The sequence below is a fragment of the Chitinolyticbacter meiyuanensis genome, assembly GCF_008033135.1.
Lineage (GTDB): Bacteria > Pseudomonadota > Gammaproteobacteria > Burkholderiales > Chitinibacteraceae > Chitinolyticbacter > Chitinolyticbacter meiyuanensis.
On record NZ_CP041335.1, the window covers coordinates 3201075 to 3218504 of the forward strand.

General features: G+C 69.1%; 8 protein-coding genes. All 8 read right to left on the reverse strand.

Annotated features, from left to right (window positions below):
• Positions 1-22: 22 nt before the first annotated feature.
• Genes FLM21_RS15240 through FLM21_RS15275 form a run of 8 tightly spaced genes read right to left on the reverse strand, consistent with a single transcriptional unit; the run spans position 23 to position 17430 of the window.
• A complete protein-coding gene (locus FLM21_RS15240) occupies positions 23-1312 on the reverse strand; it encodes a DUF445 domain-containing protein (protein WP_148716384.1) in 1290 nt (429 codons plus the stop codon).
• Between the two features lie 41 nt (positions 1313-1353).
• A complete protein-coding gene (locus FLM21_RS15245; RefSeq protein WP_148716385.1) occupies positions 1354-5169 on the reverse strand; it encodes an eCIS core domain-containing protein in 3816 nt (1271 codons plus the stop codon).
• Positions 5170-5181: 12 nt separating this feature from the next.
• Positions 5182-9099: a hypothetical protein gene (locus FLM21_RS15250; RefSeq protein ID WP_148716386.1), complete on the reverse strand. Its 3918-nt coding sequence runs from the start codon at positions 9097-9099 to the stop codon at positions 5182-5184.
• Positions 9100-9109: 10 nt separating this feature from the next.
• Positions 9110-10366, reverse strand: a complete 1257-nt coding sequence (locus FLM21_RS15255) for a hypothetical protein (RefSeq protein WP_148716387.1) — start codon at positions 10364-10366, stop codon at positions 9110-9112.
• Between the two features lie 11 nt (positions 10367-10377).
• Positions 10378-11799 (reverse strand): hypothetical protein, encoded by a 1422-nt coding sequence (locus FLM21_RS15260; RefSeq protein ID WP_148716388.1) that lies wholly within the window; start codon positions 11797-11799, stop codon positions 10378-10380.
• A 30-nt stretch (positions 11800-11829) separates the two neighbouring features.
• Positions 11830-13731 carry an ATP-binding protein gene (locus FLM21_RS15265; RefSeq protein ID WP_148716389.1) on the reverse strand — a complete coding sequence of 634 codons (1902 nt, stop codon included), beginning with the start codon at positions 13729-13731 and terminating at the stop codon, positions 11830-11832.
• Positions 13724-15229, reverse strand: a complete 1506-nt coding sequence (locus tag FLM21_RS15270) for a hypothetical protein (RefSeq protein WP_148716390.1) — start codon at positions 15227-15229, stop codon at positions 13724-13726. Before FLM21_RS15270 ends, FLM21_RS15265 begins: the two co-directional genes overlap by 8 nt.
• Positions 15226-17430, reverse strand: a complete 2205-nt coding sequence (locus FLM21_RS15275; RefSeq protein ID WP_148716391.1) for a phage tail protein — start codon at positions 17428-17430, stop codon at positions 15226-15228. Before FLM21_RS15275 ends, FLM21_RS15270 begins: the two co-directional genes overlap by 4 nt.

Consider the following 17430-nt stretch of genomic DNA (forward strand, 5'->3'; position numbering starts at 1 on the left):
TGTCCGGAATGCGCTGCTACGCTCAGCCCAGGTGGTGCTGCGCCAGGTGCAGCAGCACGCCGATCAGGCCGCCCACCAGCGTGCCGTTGATACGGATGAACTGCAGATCGACGCCGACATTGAGTTCCAGTCGCTCCACCATCACCGCGTCGTCCCAGCCCTTCAACTGGTCCGCGATGAAGCGGCCGATCTGCTCGCGATAGCGCGATACCGCACGGGCCGCCGCATCGCGCACGCTGCGATTCACCCAGCCCGCCAGCTGCGCATCCTCGCGCAACTGGTCACGCAGGCGGCGTGCCGCGCTCGCCACCTTGCTGCGCAGCAGCGATTCCGGCTTGCTGAAATCGGCTCGCAGCACATCGACCATACCCTGCCACAAGCCATTGAATTGGCGCTCGAACGACGGCGCCTGCGCCAGCTCCGCTACCCAAGCGCGAGTGCGGGCACGCAACGGCTCGTCGTGCTGCAGGCGCAGGATCAATGCATCGAGCTCGGTATCGATCAGCCGGCGCAGCGCGTGGTTGTCATCATCACGCACCCGTTCGAACTCATGGCTGACCGCCGCCACCAGCTTGCGCGCGACGAAACGCCCACCCGCCTCGTCCAGCGCCATCCAGCGCAGGTAGGAGAGCTCCTGCGCGATCATGCCCGACAACAGCGTCTGCACGTCAGGCCGTTCCAGTCGTTCGGCCACCTTGGCCAGCACGATGTCGAGCAGTTGCTGGTGCTGGCGCTCGGCCAGCAGCACCCCCAGCAGCTCGCCGCCGTGGCGCGCCCAGTCGAGCTCGGACAGCATGTCGCGCATCACCCGGCGCGCCGCATCGCGCACGTGCGGTGCGTCCAGCAAGGTCATCAGGTATTGCGCCAGTTGCTGGCTCTGCGCCGCCAGCTCCTCGACATGCGATGGCCGCGATAGCCAGGCGGCAATGCGGCGCGCCGGATTGAATGCCTCAATCCGCGCAGCTACCTGCTCGGCGGAGAGGAAATGCGTTTCGATGAAGCCGCCCAGGCTATCGGCGATGCGCACCTTGTTCTTCGGGATGATGGCCGTGTGCGGGATGGGAATGCCCAGCGGATGGCGGAACAGCGCGGTGACGGCAAACCAGTCCGCCAACGCGCCGACCATCGCGGCCTCGGCAAAGGCCGATACATAGCCCCAGACCGGATGAGCGTCTTCGAAGCGCTGCGCCAGCAGGAACAGCAGCAGCGCAGCGATCAGCAGCCCGGTGGCCAGCGTCCTGGCCTGACGCAGTTTCTGCCGTTTGGCCGCCAGCAGCAGCCGCTCTCGTTCGAGGTAGACGGGATCGGTCATGGCTGCATGATAGTCCAGACCTGGGCCTTACTCCCTGCTCCTCAGGGATCGCGGAAAGTGGTAATGACGAAGAAATGATGCGGCGGATTGCGCCGATGGAAGCCTTGGTCCTTGAACGAGCCGATGGTGATGTTGGTGTGTACCGGCCCGTTCGGCCCTTCCGAAAAGGTGATGCGCTGGTTGCGGTTCTGCTCGCGCCCTGCGCCCTGGTTGATGTCCGAATCGAGCGGCCACAGGTTTTGAAAATGATCGGGGCCGCCCCAGTCGAGGTCCACCACATGATCCGCATCCTGGTCATGATCCGACATGCGATAGCCGTGGCGGGCGGTGCGGCGCTTGATGCGGTTCATCTCGGTTTCGGTGCGACCGGGATTGACCAGCACCATGATGTCGCCAGCATCAGGGAAATACGGCACACCGATGCGGTCCGTCACGGCACCGGTATTGAGGTCGCGCAAATCTGTCGGCACGGTGCGACGGAAATCGGCCATGGCCGTACACATGTTGCGGGGCCGCCGACCGATGTGCAGCAATGTGCAGGTCGGCGTGAGTGTTCCATCGTGCGGGTCGGTCGCGCCGCTGCAATCGGCATTGGTGCTGCAGTTCGTTGCACTCTGATGCGTGGCAAGCGGCATGGTGGCTGGATAGGCGGTTGGTCGCTTGTACCAGGCCATCTCGATCGGATCATCGCGAGTCAACCCGGTGGGAATGCCGTTGCCGCCTGCAGGTAGCTGACCCGGTGGGCGCGGCCTTCCACCGCCGCCGCCGCCAAGCAGCCACTTGATGAGGTCCTCGAGATTGATCGATTCGCCCGACAGGTCGATATCCGGGTCCTGGCCGCGCCGCATCGGATCGATGTCGATGTCCTCGCCCCAGCAGTGATTCCATGCCGCCTGGGCCAAACGCCAGCGCTTGTGGAACAGGTTGTAGCCAACGAGCTCCAGGTCGAACTGGGCATCGAGGTTGAAATCGAGGTCGATGCAGCCGGGGAAATCGACGTTGGTGGTGAAACCTGGCTGGCCGTCGACGCACTCGACGCCAACGGTGCCGACAAACTCGGTGCTGAGCGTGCCATTGGCTTCGGCTTCGAGCCGGCCAATGGCACTGACGACATTGATCAGCGCCAGCCAGTTGGCGTTCGCACTCAGTTGCCCCCACAGGATCAGCCACGCGGTGAGATCGGCCGGGATGCGCAGCGTGGCTGTGCCGCTGTAGTCCCCGCGCAAGGGATCGACATCCATGCACATATCGGTGAGCCGCGCCGGGCCGATGCCAGCCTCGATGCCAGCCTCCATGCCCGCCTGCGCCAGCAGTTCCAGCTCGACGAGGAACACCGGTGGTGGCGCCTCGATCCAGGTCGACCAGACCTCGGTTTCCGGCAGCGACTCGCTCACGCTGTCACCGACGCTGCGACGGTTGAACAGGATGACTTCGGGCATGCAGATGCGCACGCGTCCTGGCCCGGTCGGCGCACCACCGCCACCTGCAGCCCCTCCAGCGCCGCCGCCTTGAGCCCCCGCATCGGGACCGCCGCCACCTGCCGCCGCATCCGCTGGGCAGGGGCCATCACACTCCGAAACGGCACGCGGCGGATCCGAGTATTTCCAGTAATCACTGTGCGGCTTGGCGCCAAAAATCCAGCCTATGGCGTTCTTGGCGCCATAGGTACACACCGCCTCCAGATCGCAGAAACGGTGACACGGGCCAAAGATCACCCCGGCAAGCCCAACTTCTCCGAAATTGTTGCCGCACCAATCAAAGCAGGAATCGTGCTCCAGGCACCCCTGGTGGATGCCGCAAACATGATAGTTGGGGTACACCCAGAAACGGTGCCGTGCGCCGCCATCGATCGTTTCGCACTCGCTATGCTCCAGCTCTTCATCGCAGGTCTTGCAATCCGGACCACACGCGCCGCGGCATTTGGAGCCACTGGCAAAACCCGGGTCATTCGGGAATACGCCACTCAGCGGCCCCACGGCATGAGGGGGGCCTGCCTTGCCGCCATCATCCCAACGCGCGCCATGGCCGGATGGCATCAGATTGAGCCGGCGCATCCAATCGCACAGGGGACAATCGTCCATGAACATGCCACGGCCGATCTCGATGCCAAGGCGATCGAAGCCGAAGCGATCCAGCGTGGGCTTGATGATGTTGAACGATGCGGAGATGCCGGAACGCCCGGCCGAGAACGCCAGATCGAAGCCACTGTCGATGGCGAGATCGTCGTGCCAGTCCGCCAGCGGCCAGTAGAGCCGGCACACGTTCTGCCCCAGCAGCTGTAGCTCGCCGAACCCGGCAACGCCGGCATCGGCAGCAAGGCCCAACGTCTGGCGCTGGCTCATGGCCAGCGACACGCCGGAAAGGCTGGCGCTCATCGCCCCCGCGGCAGTGACCTGGCTCGCCACGATACCGCGGGCAAAGCCGGCCAGCCCCACCTCGGCGCCGATCACCGGCACACGCAGCACAATGGGCGGATCGGGCCAAGCAATGATCATGCCCAGTTCGCCATGCAGCCCTGCTTCCAGCTGGGCACCCAGCCCGACCGCGACCGTCGCGGTGATCGCACCGGCTGCGGAGACCGACGGCCCGAGCGGGTTGATCACGATGCGCAGGCCATGCAGCTGGCATGGCCCGAGCTGGCCGGACAACTCCGGCGACAGCCCCACGAAGGCGGTGAGCACGCCGTAGACCGTGAGCACACCCGAGGTGACGCTGGCCACGGCGATGGGTACATGGGCATCCATGCGCGGCAGGCTGAACTGGAATGGCAGCACAGGGCACACCGGCATCGCCGGCACGGTGATCACGAGGCTGGTGCCGGAGATGCTGACCATGCCGCCAATGGCCGAAGCCAGGGCAGTGGCCGCATCCCAGACGTCGCGGGCGAAACCGAACACGGTGTCCGCCACCGCCTCTGCCCCTTCCGCGATCGCTTCCGCGCCTTCCACAATGGCCTCGCCAGCCGCCTCGGCCCCTTCGGCGATGGCCTCGCCCGCTGCCTCCGCACCCTCGACGATCGCTTCTCCGGCGGCTTGCACGCCTTCACCCACGGCCTCCGCGCCTTCGACGATGCCCTCGCCGATGTCGGATGCAGTATCGGCGACCGCATCGCCGACATCGGATAAGGCATCCTCCACATCGCTGAGACTCGGCAGACTGGGCAAGCCTATCCGTTGCACCACCGGCCCGGCTTTTTCCTCCTCGGCCTCGTGCGCCGCGCATTCGGCGCACTTGGGCTGCGCCGCATGCGGCTGCCCACCCTGTTGCACCACGTGGGTGAGCTCATGCGCCAGCAGGCGCTGCCCTTCCGGCGATGATGGGGCGTATTCGCCGTTGGCGAAGTAGACATGGCTGCCCACGGTGAAGGCGCGCGCGCCCAGATTGCGCGACATCGCATCGGCTTCGCCGTCGTGATGCAGGCGTACGCCGCTGAAATCCTCACCGAACGCTCGCTCCATGGCGCCGCGCAGGCCGCCGGACATCGGCGCGCCGCCATCCGGGTTCAGCGGCACTTGGTGCGCGGTGCGCGGGATGGCGCCCGGCTTGCGCTGCGCCAGCGCTCCCCCTTGCTCCTCGCAGCCACACTTGCGCTGGATGCGTGTGTCGCCCAGCGGCGTGATCGCCGGCTTGCTGCCCGGCACGCCGGACAACTGCGCCACCACCTGCTCGGCCACCCGATCCGCCTCGCGCTCGAAGTGGCTGTCGGGTGCATCGACCTGCGCGCCCTTGGCTTGCGTTGCATAGCGCTGCCATTGCGGCCCGTTGTCGTGCTGGCCGCCGCATTTGCTGCACGCCCGCTGCACCCGGGGCGCCGGGCGGCGCTCCGGGGTGGCGGTAGCGTGGGCAGAGGAGGCCATCGTCGCGATCCGCTACAGCTTGGGATGCAGCTGGGCGAAGAAGATCACGGCCTGGTAGTTGTCCGGGTTGAGGCCGAGTTTCTTCTCGATCTCATCCCGTTCGGCTGCGCCCAACTGCCGCGACTGCGCACCCTGCAACACGCTCACCGGCGCAACACGCTGCATCGACAGCTCCACCTGCTTGGCCATGTCCTCGGCCAGCTGCAGCTGGCTTTGCTCGGTGACGAAGACCACGGCGGCGCTGCGCGGCGGGTTGAGCGCGATGAAGGTCTTCACGTCCGCATCCAGCGCGTCCGCCGACGCCGGTTGGAAGCCGTTCCACACTTGCGTGCGATAGCTGATGTTGGTGCCGAGGTACTGGTAGCGTTCGCCTTCCCACAGCATCGGCACTGCAAGCACCTCGCCGCTGGCAACCACTTCGCGCACCAGGACTGCGATGCCACGGCAGGTGGAGAGCTGCGCCACCGCGGCATCCTGCATGCCTTCGACGCGGTTGAAGCCGCCACGCAGCTCATCGACGATGGTGACGGTATCGCGGACCACGGCATCGCGCTCGTTGGCATTGGCATAGAAGGCCAGCGCGTATTCCGGGTTGGTGTCGGGCGTGCCCCAGGCCTCCACCACGGCAGCGGCGCTCGCATCGGTCAGCTCGCCGTCGCTGCCGAATTCGGCGTGCGTCGGCCCGCTGGCCTGGCTTTGCTTCAACGCTTCGGCCAGCCCGGAAATCTTGTAGGTGCGCTGGAACACCGCATAGTTGCCCACGCCATCAATGACATACACCTCCTGGCAAACGGCCTTGGTCTGCTGGGTGACGAGGAAGGTGGCACCATCGAGACCGGACAGGCCCAGCGCCGGCAGCACCGGCAGCACCACGTTGTCGATCGCGGCATCCGGCGCGCCAGTCAGTGCCAGCTCCAGGCTGGCCAAGCGCGCCTTGGCCAGCGTCTCGCCCTCGGCCTGGGCGGCGCCTTGCGAGCCGATGCCGCCAAAGCGCACGCGGTTGCCCGGTTGCGCCGCGGCCCAGTCAGCCAGCAGTTCGGTGGTCGGCGTGGCGATGCTGGAGCGGCCACCCTCGAACTCGACCACCGCCACCGGGGCAAACCCGAGCTTGGTGATGCGGGCGGCATCGCCCGACAGCACGGCGGCGCGAGCCTGCTGCAGGGTGCGCTCACTGGTCACCTTGAGATGGAACAGCTGGTAGCGGCGCGCATCGACACGCGGCACCGCGGCATCAATGCCGCATTGCCGGGTGCGGCGACGATGGAACAGCACCCAGTCGCGACGGGCGAGCACGGTCAGCGCTTCGCCGCTGGGTGGTGGTGCGCCAAAGAGATCGGCCAGTGCGTCGGCGGCAAAGGTCGGCGAGCCCTCGCGGGTGGCCAGCACCTGGATGGCCGTTTCCGAGGCCACGCGCAGCGCATTGCCAGGACTCAGTACGTTGTCGTCGCGGATCAGCGAGGCGAGCAGCACCGATTCGTCCTCATCGTCGCCGCGGACGCGGAAGGTGATGGCGAGTTCGGCAGCGGCCGGCTGATTGCGCCAGCGCGCATCGACCCGAACGCTGGACAATTCGAACAGCGCTTCACCGACATTGGCGCCGGCGAGGTCGACATCGACCAGCGCCCTGCCCCCGTCGGCGGTGACGCCGCGCATCAGCAGCACCGGCACCGACAGCGGGATGATGCGCCGCGCGCCGGCCACGCCGGCGAAGGTACCGGCCACGGTGGCCGAGCCATCGAAGGTGGCACGCACCGACACGCCGTTGCTGCGCAGCACCCGCTGCTCGATGGTCAACCGCCCGGCGAGCGCCACGTCGAGAAACTGGCCCGCGCCATCCTCGGGAATCAGGATCGTCACGTCGAGCGATACCGCCAGCGCGCTGCCTTCCGGCGCACTGTAGGGATCGTCGGAGGTATTGCCGGACAACCACAACGCCACGTGATCGACACTTTCGTCCTGCAGCCCTTCGTAGCGGATGGCGCCGGCCTTCTTGCCCGCTTCGGCGCGCTTGGCGGCCTGGGCCGCGCGCACCTGCTCGGCCGAGCTGCGGATCTGCGCATAGCGCATGGCGATGCCGGCCGTGGTGTCGCCGGCATCCGCAGCCTTGCTGCGGGCCTTGGCCTCCACCGGCTCGGCCGTCTCCTTGGCCATCGCATTGAAGGTATACCAGGCAGCCTGCTCCATCGAATTGACGTTGGCCTTGGCCCAGTCGCGCGCTTCCTGGATCGCCGCACGCTTGCTGCCGGTTTCCATCATCCCGGCGAAATGGAAGGCCAACCGGCCGTCACCACCCTGCTCGCTGCGACCGGCACCAGCCACCTCGTCGCGCTGATAGGTCTGGCTTGCGCGGGGACCGGTTTCCAATTGCTGCAGCTTGCCGCGCTGTGCGCCGCCGACCACCACCACTTCCGGCAGCTCGTCCCGCTCGCTGCCGTCCTTGTCGTTGCCGCCGCGCACCCGCACCGCCCAACCGACGCCACGCTCGGCCTGCGCGCCGACGATCTCGCCGTCCGGCACCAGGATGTCCACCTCGTCCTTGTGTTGCGGATCATCAAGGCCACGGGTCAGCGAGATGCGCTCCATGTGCTGCGCTTCCTGCCAGGCCTCGGCCACGTAATCGGGGCGCACCACGCAGAAGCGCAGGTCGACGCCATCCCCCAGCAATGCGCGCACCTGCTGGTTCACCGACAGCGTGCTACCGGCCACCACCGGCAGGTAGCCGGCACTCGGCAGCTCGACGATGCCGCCATTGATCAGCACCCGGTCGGTGGCGGTCAGCTTCACCTGTTGCTTGGCCTGCTGCAGCTTGCCGACGAGATCGGCGATCTGGCTGTGGCCACCGGCAAAGCTCACCTTGCGCTCGACCAGCTGGCGCGCGGTCTCGACGTAGTAGCGTTGCAGCTCGACCATCACATCGCTGGCTTCCACCACCAGGCGGCGCATGCGGCTGCATGGATCGTCATCGTCGCCGGGCGCCGGGCCGTGCTCGAGCACATGCACCAGCTGGCACTGGAACTGCAGCACCTGCGCGAGGAACACGTCCCACGGCCGCATCATCATCTGCCACTGCCAGTAGCGCTTGGGGTGGCCGTCGACATGCTCGCGCCGCGCGATCCAGCCGTCGAGGAACTGCACGTTGCCGCCGGAGTACGCCAGCACGCCGAGCGGCACGAAATCGCCGGCCGAGGCCAGCGCGCCGCGGCACCAGACCGACGATTCCAGCAGCGCCGCGCTCATGGTCTTGCCATAGCGTGCCGCTTCGTCGGCGTAATAGCTCGATGCCACCCGCGAGCGCAGGTGGGCAGCGGTGAAATCCACCGCATTGCTGGTCGGCAGCGGCGTGACGAGGTTGAGCGGCAGCGCCAGCAGCACCACACCCTCGCGCCGCGCATCGAAATCCGCGCTCTGCGCGCAGGCCGATTCGCAGGCCTTGCCCCAGACCTCGGCCCGGCCGCACAGCGCTTCGGCATGGACGATGCCGATCAGATACAGCGTGGTACCCGCCACCGGCGTGGCGATCGGTGCCGACGACGCCGGCTGGCAGGCACCGAAGTGACCATCGCCCCCGGCGCCGGCCGGCCCGTTGCCATTGCCCTGCGAGCGGGCGATCAGCTCGGCGATGCCGACCTCGGCCGCATCGGGCAACAGCAACACGCGGCCTTCGTTGTCGATCGCGAGCCCGGCCGACAGTTGCAGCCGCCCGCCGGACAGCGTGGAAAGGTTGAAGCCATGCACCACGCCGGCGCCGCTGGCCCGATTGCTCTCGCGCACCAGCGCACGCAGGTAGTCCTGCTCGCGAGTGAGGTCTTCGGCACCGAGATAGCGGCCATCGAAGTAGTTGATGCGGGTCAGGTCGGTACGCTCCGGGATCAGCGTGATGCCACGCTGGGCGCCGACGAGGACGAGGGTGGAGGTTGAGTTGGTCGCCATCGCAGTGCCCTCAGTTGGTCCAGACGAAATCGCGGCCCAGCGCGGCATTGCCGTCCGGGTTGCTGCCGGTGTCGCCGTAGAGCGGCAGGAAGTTGTCGCCGAGTATCGGCTTGCCGCCGCTGCCGGCCAGCAGCACGCGCACCCGGCTGCCAGCCGGGTCGGCGGCGAATTCGACGGTGAGCGAGAGGCCGTCGGCCGCCGCGGTCAGCGTGGCGGCGAAGTCTTCCCAGCCGGTACCGGCCACGAAGCGGGTCGAAGTCAGCGCGGCGGGCTTGACGGAATCACCCGCCACTGCGCGCGTCAGCGGCAGCGTCAGCGTGGTGCCCGCCAGCGTGATGCCGGAGGCGACTACCTGCGGCCCGGTCGCCGGTGCTGCCACGCCGCCACCGGACTGCAAGGCCTGCGTGGCCACCAGCACCGGCCGGATCAGGTTGTCCGCCTCGCCGCCGGTCACGGTATCGGCCGCGGCGTTCAGCACCACGTCGTTCAATTGCGCCAGCACGATGTCACGCGGGGCGCCGTCGGCAAACAACTGGGCCTCGACATCGTCCTCGTCGCTGCCTGTCACCACCGCCAGCGCATCACGGATCGCCGCCTGGCGCAGTACGTCCTCGCGTGCGGTGGCCTGCTCGCCCGCTGGCAATGCGGCAAGCGCCGCCAACGCGTCGAGCACCGCCTGGTCGTCAGGCTGCGGGTTGCCATCCTCGTCGGTCGCCGGCGCATCGAGCCCCTGCGCCAGCCGCAACAGGTGATGGCCGCGTGGCCAGGCTGGTGCCGGGCCCGGCACCAGCAGCAGCTCGGCGGTTTCCAGCACCCGCGAATACGCGGTTTCGCTGCTGCCGCCGGCGCAGGTATCGATCAGTGCCGGCACCGGCCGGGCAAGGCAGGCCAGGTGGCGGATCACCACGTGGGCGGTGAAGGTGATGCTGCCATCCTCGCCCACCACCGGTGCGAGCTCCGCATCGTCGCGGTGCTCGGCATACCAAGTCGGCAGGTTGAGGCACTGCAGCACATCCACATGCAGCTCGCGGCCGAAGCCATCGAGCGCGAGGCCAGGGGCGACGCGCACCTCGCCCGCCTCCGGCGCCAGGCTCACGCCCAGGCCCCAGACGGTGCCGAAGCCGTGCAACCAGCCCTGATGCAGCCGGATCTTGCCGCGGTGGTAGCTCTGGTCGGTTTCGAAATCATCGACGCCCAGCAGCATGCCGTAGTGGTAGCGCACTGCCTGATAGGGGCGGTTGGGCAGTGTCGTGGTCTGTTCAGCCATGATGGCCTCCCTCAAAGCGTCAGGTAGCCGCGCAACGCATGGGCGGTGCGCTCGCCGATGCGGGCTGCGAGCGCGGCGGCGGCGGTCGATTCCAGCGTCAGCCGCTCGGCCAGCCAGTCCAGGCGCTTCTGGCGTGCCAGATCGGCCACGGCCTCGGTCACCCAGGCAAGCTCGGCAGCCTTGGCGGCGGTGACCAGCGGGTTGATCGCCAGCGCCTTGTAGCGGCCCAGCACGTCCTCGGCATTCCAGAACGCATCGAGCTCGGACCAGACCGCCTCCGGCACCGCAGCCTGCCAATCGAGCAGCACCTCGCGGTGCGTCAGTGGCGGAGCGGGCGCCGGCTCCAGCGGGGTGACCGAGAACGCTTCGTCCGCCGCCGCATAGGCGGCGTGGGCCTGTTGCCACTTCACCGCGGCATCACCCAGCGGGGTGTTGGGGTCGTCGTCGAGCGTGTCGAGATCGGCATCCGGATTGGCAGCAAGCACCTTGATACGCTCGATCTCCAGCAGCGCCTCCTTTTCTGCCAGCGTCTGCAGCGCAGTATCGCGTGCGGCTTCGGCCGCCACGGCTGCCTGGCGCCGCGCAAGCGCACCGGCATCCTCGATCTCGGCGCGCTGTTCCGCGCTGAGCACAGGCGCGAGGCCAGGCTGGGCCAGCCGCGTCAGCGTGGCCGTAGCACTGGCCACTGCGGTGACTGCCCCGGCGGCGTAATCGAGCAGCTTGCCTTCGGCCAGGTTGTAGGCGCGTTCCAGCGCCGGCAGCTTGTCCTCGGGCAGGCCCGACTGCTGCAGTGCATTGGCAAACTCGGTGGCGCTTGCCTCGGCGATCTGCGCGGCACGCGTCGCGGCGCCCTTGGCGGCGTCGAAGCGCTCGCGGGCGCGGTTGTAGAGCACGGTGGGCAGGTAGCCCTTCACCCGGTTCTTGGCGGCCGTGTAGTCGGCGCTCGCCAGTGCATCGGTCGCCGCCTGCTTGGAGCCGGACGCCGCGCCGGTCTTGGCCGACTCGATGGCGGCATCGCGCGCCGTGATCCGGTTCTGTACCGCCAGCAGATCCGCCTCCGCGGCCTGGCGCAGTGCGCTGGCGTGCTGCAGCCCCTCGGTCAACCGCTCGACCGAGGACATCGCCTCGGTGCGCTCGAGCTCGGCCTCGGTCAGCGATGCCGCGGCAGCACGCTCCTCGGCAATGGCATCGGCAAGCTCAGCCAGCAGCGGCTCGCCGTCGGCCGGCATCACGATGCTGCCCAGCTGTCGTCGCAAGCGCGCGGCATCGGCGCTGGCCGCGGTACGCGCCTCGGTGGCATCGGCCACGGCCTCGCGGGCCTGGCGCAATGCTTCGCGTGCGTCGGCAAGCGCTTCGGTGACGCTTGCCTGGGCATCGCGCCGGTTCTGTCGTTCGAGCGTGGCGAGCTCGATCAGCGTTTTCGGGTCTGCCATCTTGCTTCTCCTGTCGGGGCCGGGGGCGTGCTACTGCGGGCACGGCCGGCCGGATTTCTCGAACTCCTGGACGATGGCGCGCTGCAAGGCATCGCGCCCTATCGGTGCACCGGCTGCGGCGGCGAAGTAGGCCGCGGCCAGCAAGGCATTGCGGATCATGGCGCCCGACATCGGGTAGACGGCCGCCAGCAGCTCGAAATCGACATCACCGGCCAGTGGCGCCGTGGCCGGCAGATGGCGGCGCCAGATCGCGGCGCGCTCGGCTTCGCCGGGCTCGGGGAAATCGATCACGGCTTCAAAGCGGCGCAGGAAGGCGCGATCGAGCTGCTGCTTGAGGTTGGTGGCGAGCACCGCCACGCCGTCGAAGCGCTCCAGCCGCGTCAGCAGGTAGGCGGTTTCGATATTGGCGTAGCGATCGTTGGCATCGCCGACCTCGGTGCGGCGGGTGAACAGCGCATCGGCCTCGTCGAAGAACAACACCGCGCGGCAGGATTCGGCCTCGTCGAACACCGCGCCGAGGTTCTTCTCGGTTTCGCCCACCCACTTGGAGAGCACGCGCGCGAGGTCCACCACCACCAGATCGCTGGCAAGCTCATGCGCCACCACCTCGGCCGCCAGCGTCTTGCCGGTGCCGGGCAGACCGCAGAACAACATGCGCAGGCCACGCCGCCCCGCCTCGCCGCGATCGAAGCCCCAGTCGTCGAGCACCTTCCATTGCAGCTTCAGGCGGGCGATCACGTCGCCAAGCTGCCGCCGTGGCGGGTCGGCCAGGATGAGATCGTCCCAGCCGGCGCGCGGGCTGATGCGGCGCAGGCTTTGCTGACCCAGCCCAGGCAGGCGTGCCTTCAGCGTGGCCACGCCGGCATCGAGCCCAACGGCCGTGCTGCCGGCGAGCAGGCTGACATCGTCCTGCACCCGCGCCAGCACATCCGGCGCCAGCGGGAAACGGGCGGCGAGCTCGGCCGCATGTGGCGCCAGTTGCGGCACGCCATCGCGCCACAGCTGGGGATGCGCAGCGCGTGCCAGTGCCGGTGCGGTCACGCTGGCCAGCGGCCGCCGCAGCCGCGCCAATACCGCATTGCCGGCGCCGCCAACCACCAGCGTGCCGGGATAATCGGTGAGCAGGCCTTCGAGCTCTGCACCCGGCCCCTGCTCCGACCACAGCAGCGGCATGACGCCGCGCGCCAGGCAATGCGCCAGCAACAGCGCGAACTGCGGCGCGGTCAGCGCCCCCACGTCGAAGCAATGGGCGGGCTGGCCCCGCAGCGTGAGCCAGCCGGCGAGCTGACGCAGCCGCAGCGCCGCTGCCGGGCCCTGCAGCCACAGCAGCGGCTCGGCCTCGCTCGCCAGCAGCGGCGCCACCTCGGCAAACCAGCCGTCGTCGACCACCCATTCCTCGCCGGGCAGCGGCACGATGCCCGGCGGCCAGTAATCGATGCCGGCGAGCACCGGCCACAGCCCGGTGGCCATGGCCAGCCCGCGCTCGGGCAGCGGCCCCTCGCCCTGCAGCGTGACGAAGCCAAATCGGAACAGCGCGCTGTGCGCCACCAGTTGCCAGGCCGGCAGGCGTGAGCCACCGTGGCCTGCCAGCCGCGCGAACAGGCTGACCGTCGCCCAGGGCTCGCCCTTCGGATGCAGGCCAGCGAAGACCGCGCCGTAGCCTTCGTGCTCGTCGCCCATGCCGGAGAGCAACAGCAGCAGGCGCTCGTCGTCGGTCAACCCGAGGTGGGACAGCAGCTGTGCCAGCCGCTGCGGCGCCGGGGCGGGCGCGCGCTGCTGTGCATTGCGCCACTGGGTGTCGAGGAAGGTCACGCCATCGCCGCCGCCGGCGCGCAGCAGCTCGGCCAGCCGTGATCCGACCTCGGCAGCCGCGAACCACAGCGGCTGGCCGAGTGCCTCGGCATGCGGCAGGGGCTGGATGCGGTCATTCATAGACGAACCTCATCACCACGCCCAGCCACGGCACGAAGCCGGGATCGAGGTCGAGTGCGGCGCGGCGCAGCTCCAGCGATACCTCGGACAAGGGAAAACGCAGCTCGAACCAGCCCGGATCGGCCACCACCGTGGCGCGCCGGGCGCACACCCGGTTCAGCATGCCGGGCCCGGCCCATTGCGGCACGCGCTCGATCAGGCTGGCACGCATCAGGTCGGCCGCGTGGGCAACGGCCAGGTCGGCATCGTCCGGCCATGGCTGCGCCAGCGGGCGGAAATCGGGCTGCCAGCCGGCGAAGGCCAGCGCCGCCGGGTCGTGCTCGCGCAATCCCGGCAGCAACTGCCGCGCCAGCCGGTGCATCACCTGCGCCAGCGGCAGGCCAGCCAGGCTGTCCTCGCCCAGCAACCAGGCGAGCGCGCCGCTCTCGGCCACCAGTGGCACCAGGAACAGCAGGCCGCCCCACTCGGTAGGCGCGCTGATGCGCGTGTCTGCCCGATTGGATTCAGAAAATGAAGCGCTCGATAGGCCGCTCGCCGGGACCGGGGCCAATGCCAGCGGCAGTGCCGCCTCGACTGTTTCGCGATCGGGCGAGGCGGTCTGATGCGCCCGCACGCGTTCGGACGGCCGCTTCGCAGCAGTATCGGCCGCCGCTGCCACGAGTTGGGCTTGACCAGCCTGCATACCGGCATCGGACAGCGCAGCCACCCGGGCCAGCAGGACCGGGATACCGCGCAGGGCCAGGCCAGGCTCGGCCACCAGCCAGATCAGCGCGGCCCACAGCACCCGCTCCGCGCGTGCAGGCGCGCCATCCGCGCTCAGCGCGGCCCAACATGCTTGCCAGCCGGCAGGCAGCGTCGGCGTGGCCTGTGGTGCTGGTGTCGGGCTGGCAATGACCGCGAGCACGCCATCGAACAGCACGGTGCTCGACAGCTGCTGTACCCGGGCCACCAGCGTCAGCAATAGTGCCAGCGCCGTTGCATCGAGCTGCTGCGCCAGCACCGGGCGCAATGGCGATTGCAGCAGCGCGGCCAGCCACGGCAACACCAGATCGGGTTCATCGCGCAGTGCCTGCACCAGCGCGCCGAGCGAGCGAGCACCGTCGCGCCGCAACCAGCCAAGCCGCTGCCACGCCCAGTCGCGCTCGCGTTCGCCACGCAACACGTCGGCGGAGCAGGCCAGCAGCGCGGCCAGCCGGTGCGGATAGCGCAACACCTCGCCCGCCTGCCCGGCGATCAGCTGGCGCTCCAGCTCGTGCGCCAGCGCCTCGCCCCATTGCCGCGCCACGCCGGCATCGCTCTGCAGCGCCGACAGCGCCACCGGCAGGCTCAGCCGGCGCACCAGCACCACCTCGTCGATGCCCACATGGCGTGCGGTGCATTCGGCCAGGCCCAGCTCCAGCTCGCGATCGAGCAGCTCGGCCTCGATCTGCGGCACACGGGCCAGCATCTCGGCAGGGACCGACCAGCGACTGCGCCAGCGGGCAATGGCCACGTTCATTGCAGCCTCCCCTGACCCAGCGGCGCAAGGCCGGGCTTGATGCCACCGCCCGGGCGCCCCACGGTGCTGCCGCGGCCGACCGCACCGCCGATGGCAAACGGCTTGAAGCCGGCGCTGCGGCCAATCAGGCTGGTCATGCCCAGATGCAGGCCCAGGCCGATGCGCATGCCGGCGCCCACCGTACACAGCTCGTACACCGTGTGCGCGGGGCGGTGCACCTCCAGCAGGTGTCGCACCAGCGCTTCCATCTCACCGGTGAGGGCGCCCTGCACCACCACGGCAAAACGGTAGGCATAGGCGGCATAGGCCTGGGTCGCCGCATCGGCATCCTCCAGCCCGGCCTCGGCGCCGGCCTGGCCGCCAACGCGCCAGCCGAAGCCGACCACCGCGCGCTCGCGCACGCCGTCGTCGCTGGCCCCCACCTGGCCCAGGCCCCGGAAGCGCCAGCGCTCGATGATCTGCACCGGCACGCCGGTGACGATCTCCAGCAGGCGCACGAGGCTGGCCGGCGTGCCGCGGCGATAGAAGAACGGGATGGCTTCCAGCAGCAGGGTGCGCCGCGCGGTCTCGCTCATGCGCTCGTCCAGCGTCAGCCCCAGCCACATCGCCAGCCACGGCAGCATCGGCGTCGGCGCGGCGGCGGGCTTGAGCAGTGCATGGCGCATGGCCGACTGCAGCGCCAGTTCGTCGTGCAGCGCGGCCAGCGGCGTGAGGTATCGGGTGAGGAAATCACGCGTCGCCTCCTCGCGCCGGTAGAGCTGGGGCAAGCGGCGCAGCCAGTCGTGACCGGGATGTTCGGCCCGCAGCGTGCGCACGCGCGGCGTGGCCTGCGAGCTGCCGAGCAGCTCCAGCACTAGCCACAGGTAGCGGCCGGCGCTGGCGCCTGCACTGCCTTCGACCGTGGCGAATTCATCAGGCGCCGGCCACGGCTGCTCACTGCCATCACTGCGGCGGAACACCGGCGCGCCGCGCAGGTCGGCCGGCGGCAGCCAATGCTGTGGCGGCAACGGCGTCGCATCCGGCTCGGGCAGTGCGGCGAGTACGCCGCCCACCGGCGGGGTACGCGGCACGCGCGGCACTTCGTCCTCATCGTCGCTCGCCAGCACATGCAGCGTCAGTGCCGTGCCGTGCGGCACGCAGGCATCGAGCAGCACCCGGCCCCACACGCTCTGGTAATCGCCGGCATCGAGCCGGAACGCAATCACCCGGCCCTGCGGCCGGTAGCGCCGCCGCGCCACCACCGCGTGGCGCAACCCGCGCTCGGTCCAGTAGGCGATGCGGCCGTCCGGCGTGGCGATGATGCCCATGCCGTCGTAGCCACGCGCAGTCAGCGGCACGCCGGGCAGGCGGCTGGCGACATCGATGCGCACGAAGTCCTCGCCCGGCCGGCGCGCAACGACGATCTGCTCGTCGCCATCGTCCTCCTGCTGGATCGCAAGGTCCGAGGCGAAATCGATCACTTCGTCGGCCAGTGCCAGTGCTTCCTCCTGCCAGTGACCACCGGCCCGGCGGGTGTAGCACCACAGCGCCGCGTCGACACCATGCGCGGCAGACAGCACCACCAGCCGACCATCGGCCAGTACATCGAGCCGTGCCGGGGCGGCGATCGGTGTGAGATCCGCGTCGAGCATGCGCACGCCACGGTTTGCGGCCATGCGCCACAGCACGCCGCTGGACAGCCCGTACAGCCAGCCGTTGTGCCAGGCGATGTCCTCGGCACCGGCTGGCACCGATACCGTGCGCAGCAGGCGCCGCGCCGGCAGGTCGAACACGCAGACCCGGCCGCTGGCATCGTCGAGCACGTAGAGATGATCGTCGTCATCGCAGGCCAGCGCACGCGGCACGAAGCCGCCCAAGGCTGGCGTGGCCGGCGTGAAATCGCCTCCGACTGGCGCTGGCGCGGCGCCGATCACGTCGAAGCGCTCCAGTGCACGCTGCGGGTGGGCCGGATCGTAGCCGCCCCAGTACAGGCATTCGATGCGCGCATCAAACGGCACGCTGTGGTAAAGCCGGCAGCCCGGACCGAACGCCAACCCGGCGCCGCGCGTATCCATAACCGGTTGCGGATCACCCGGCGTGGCATCGCCATCCCAGGCCAGCTGCACCGCGTCGTCGACCAGCGTCGCATCCTCGAAGCCGCAGCGCAGCCACAGGGCATGGCCGGTGATGATGGCAAAGCGCGCGTCGCTGTTGCCGTTCAT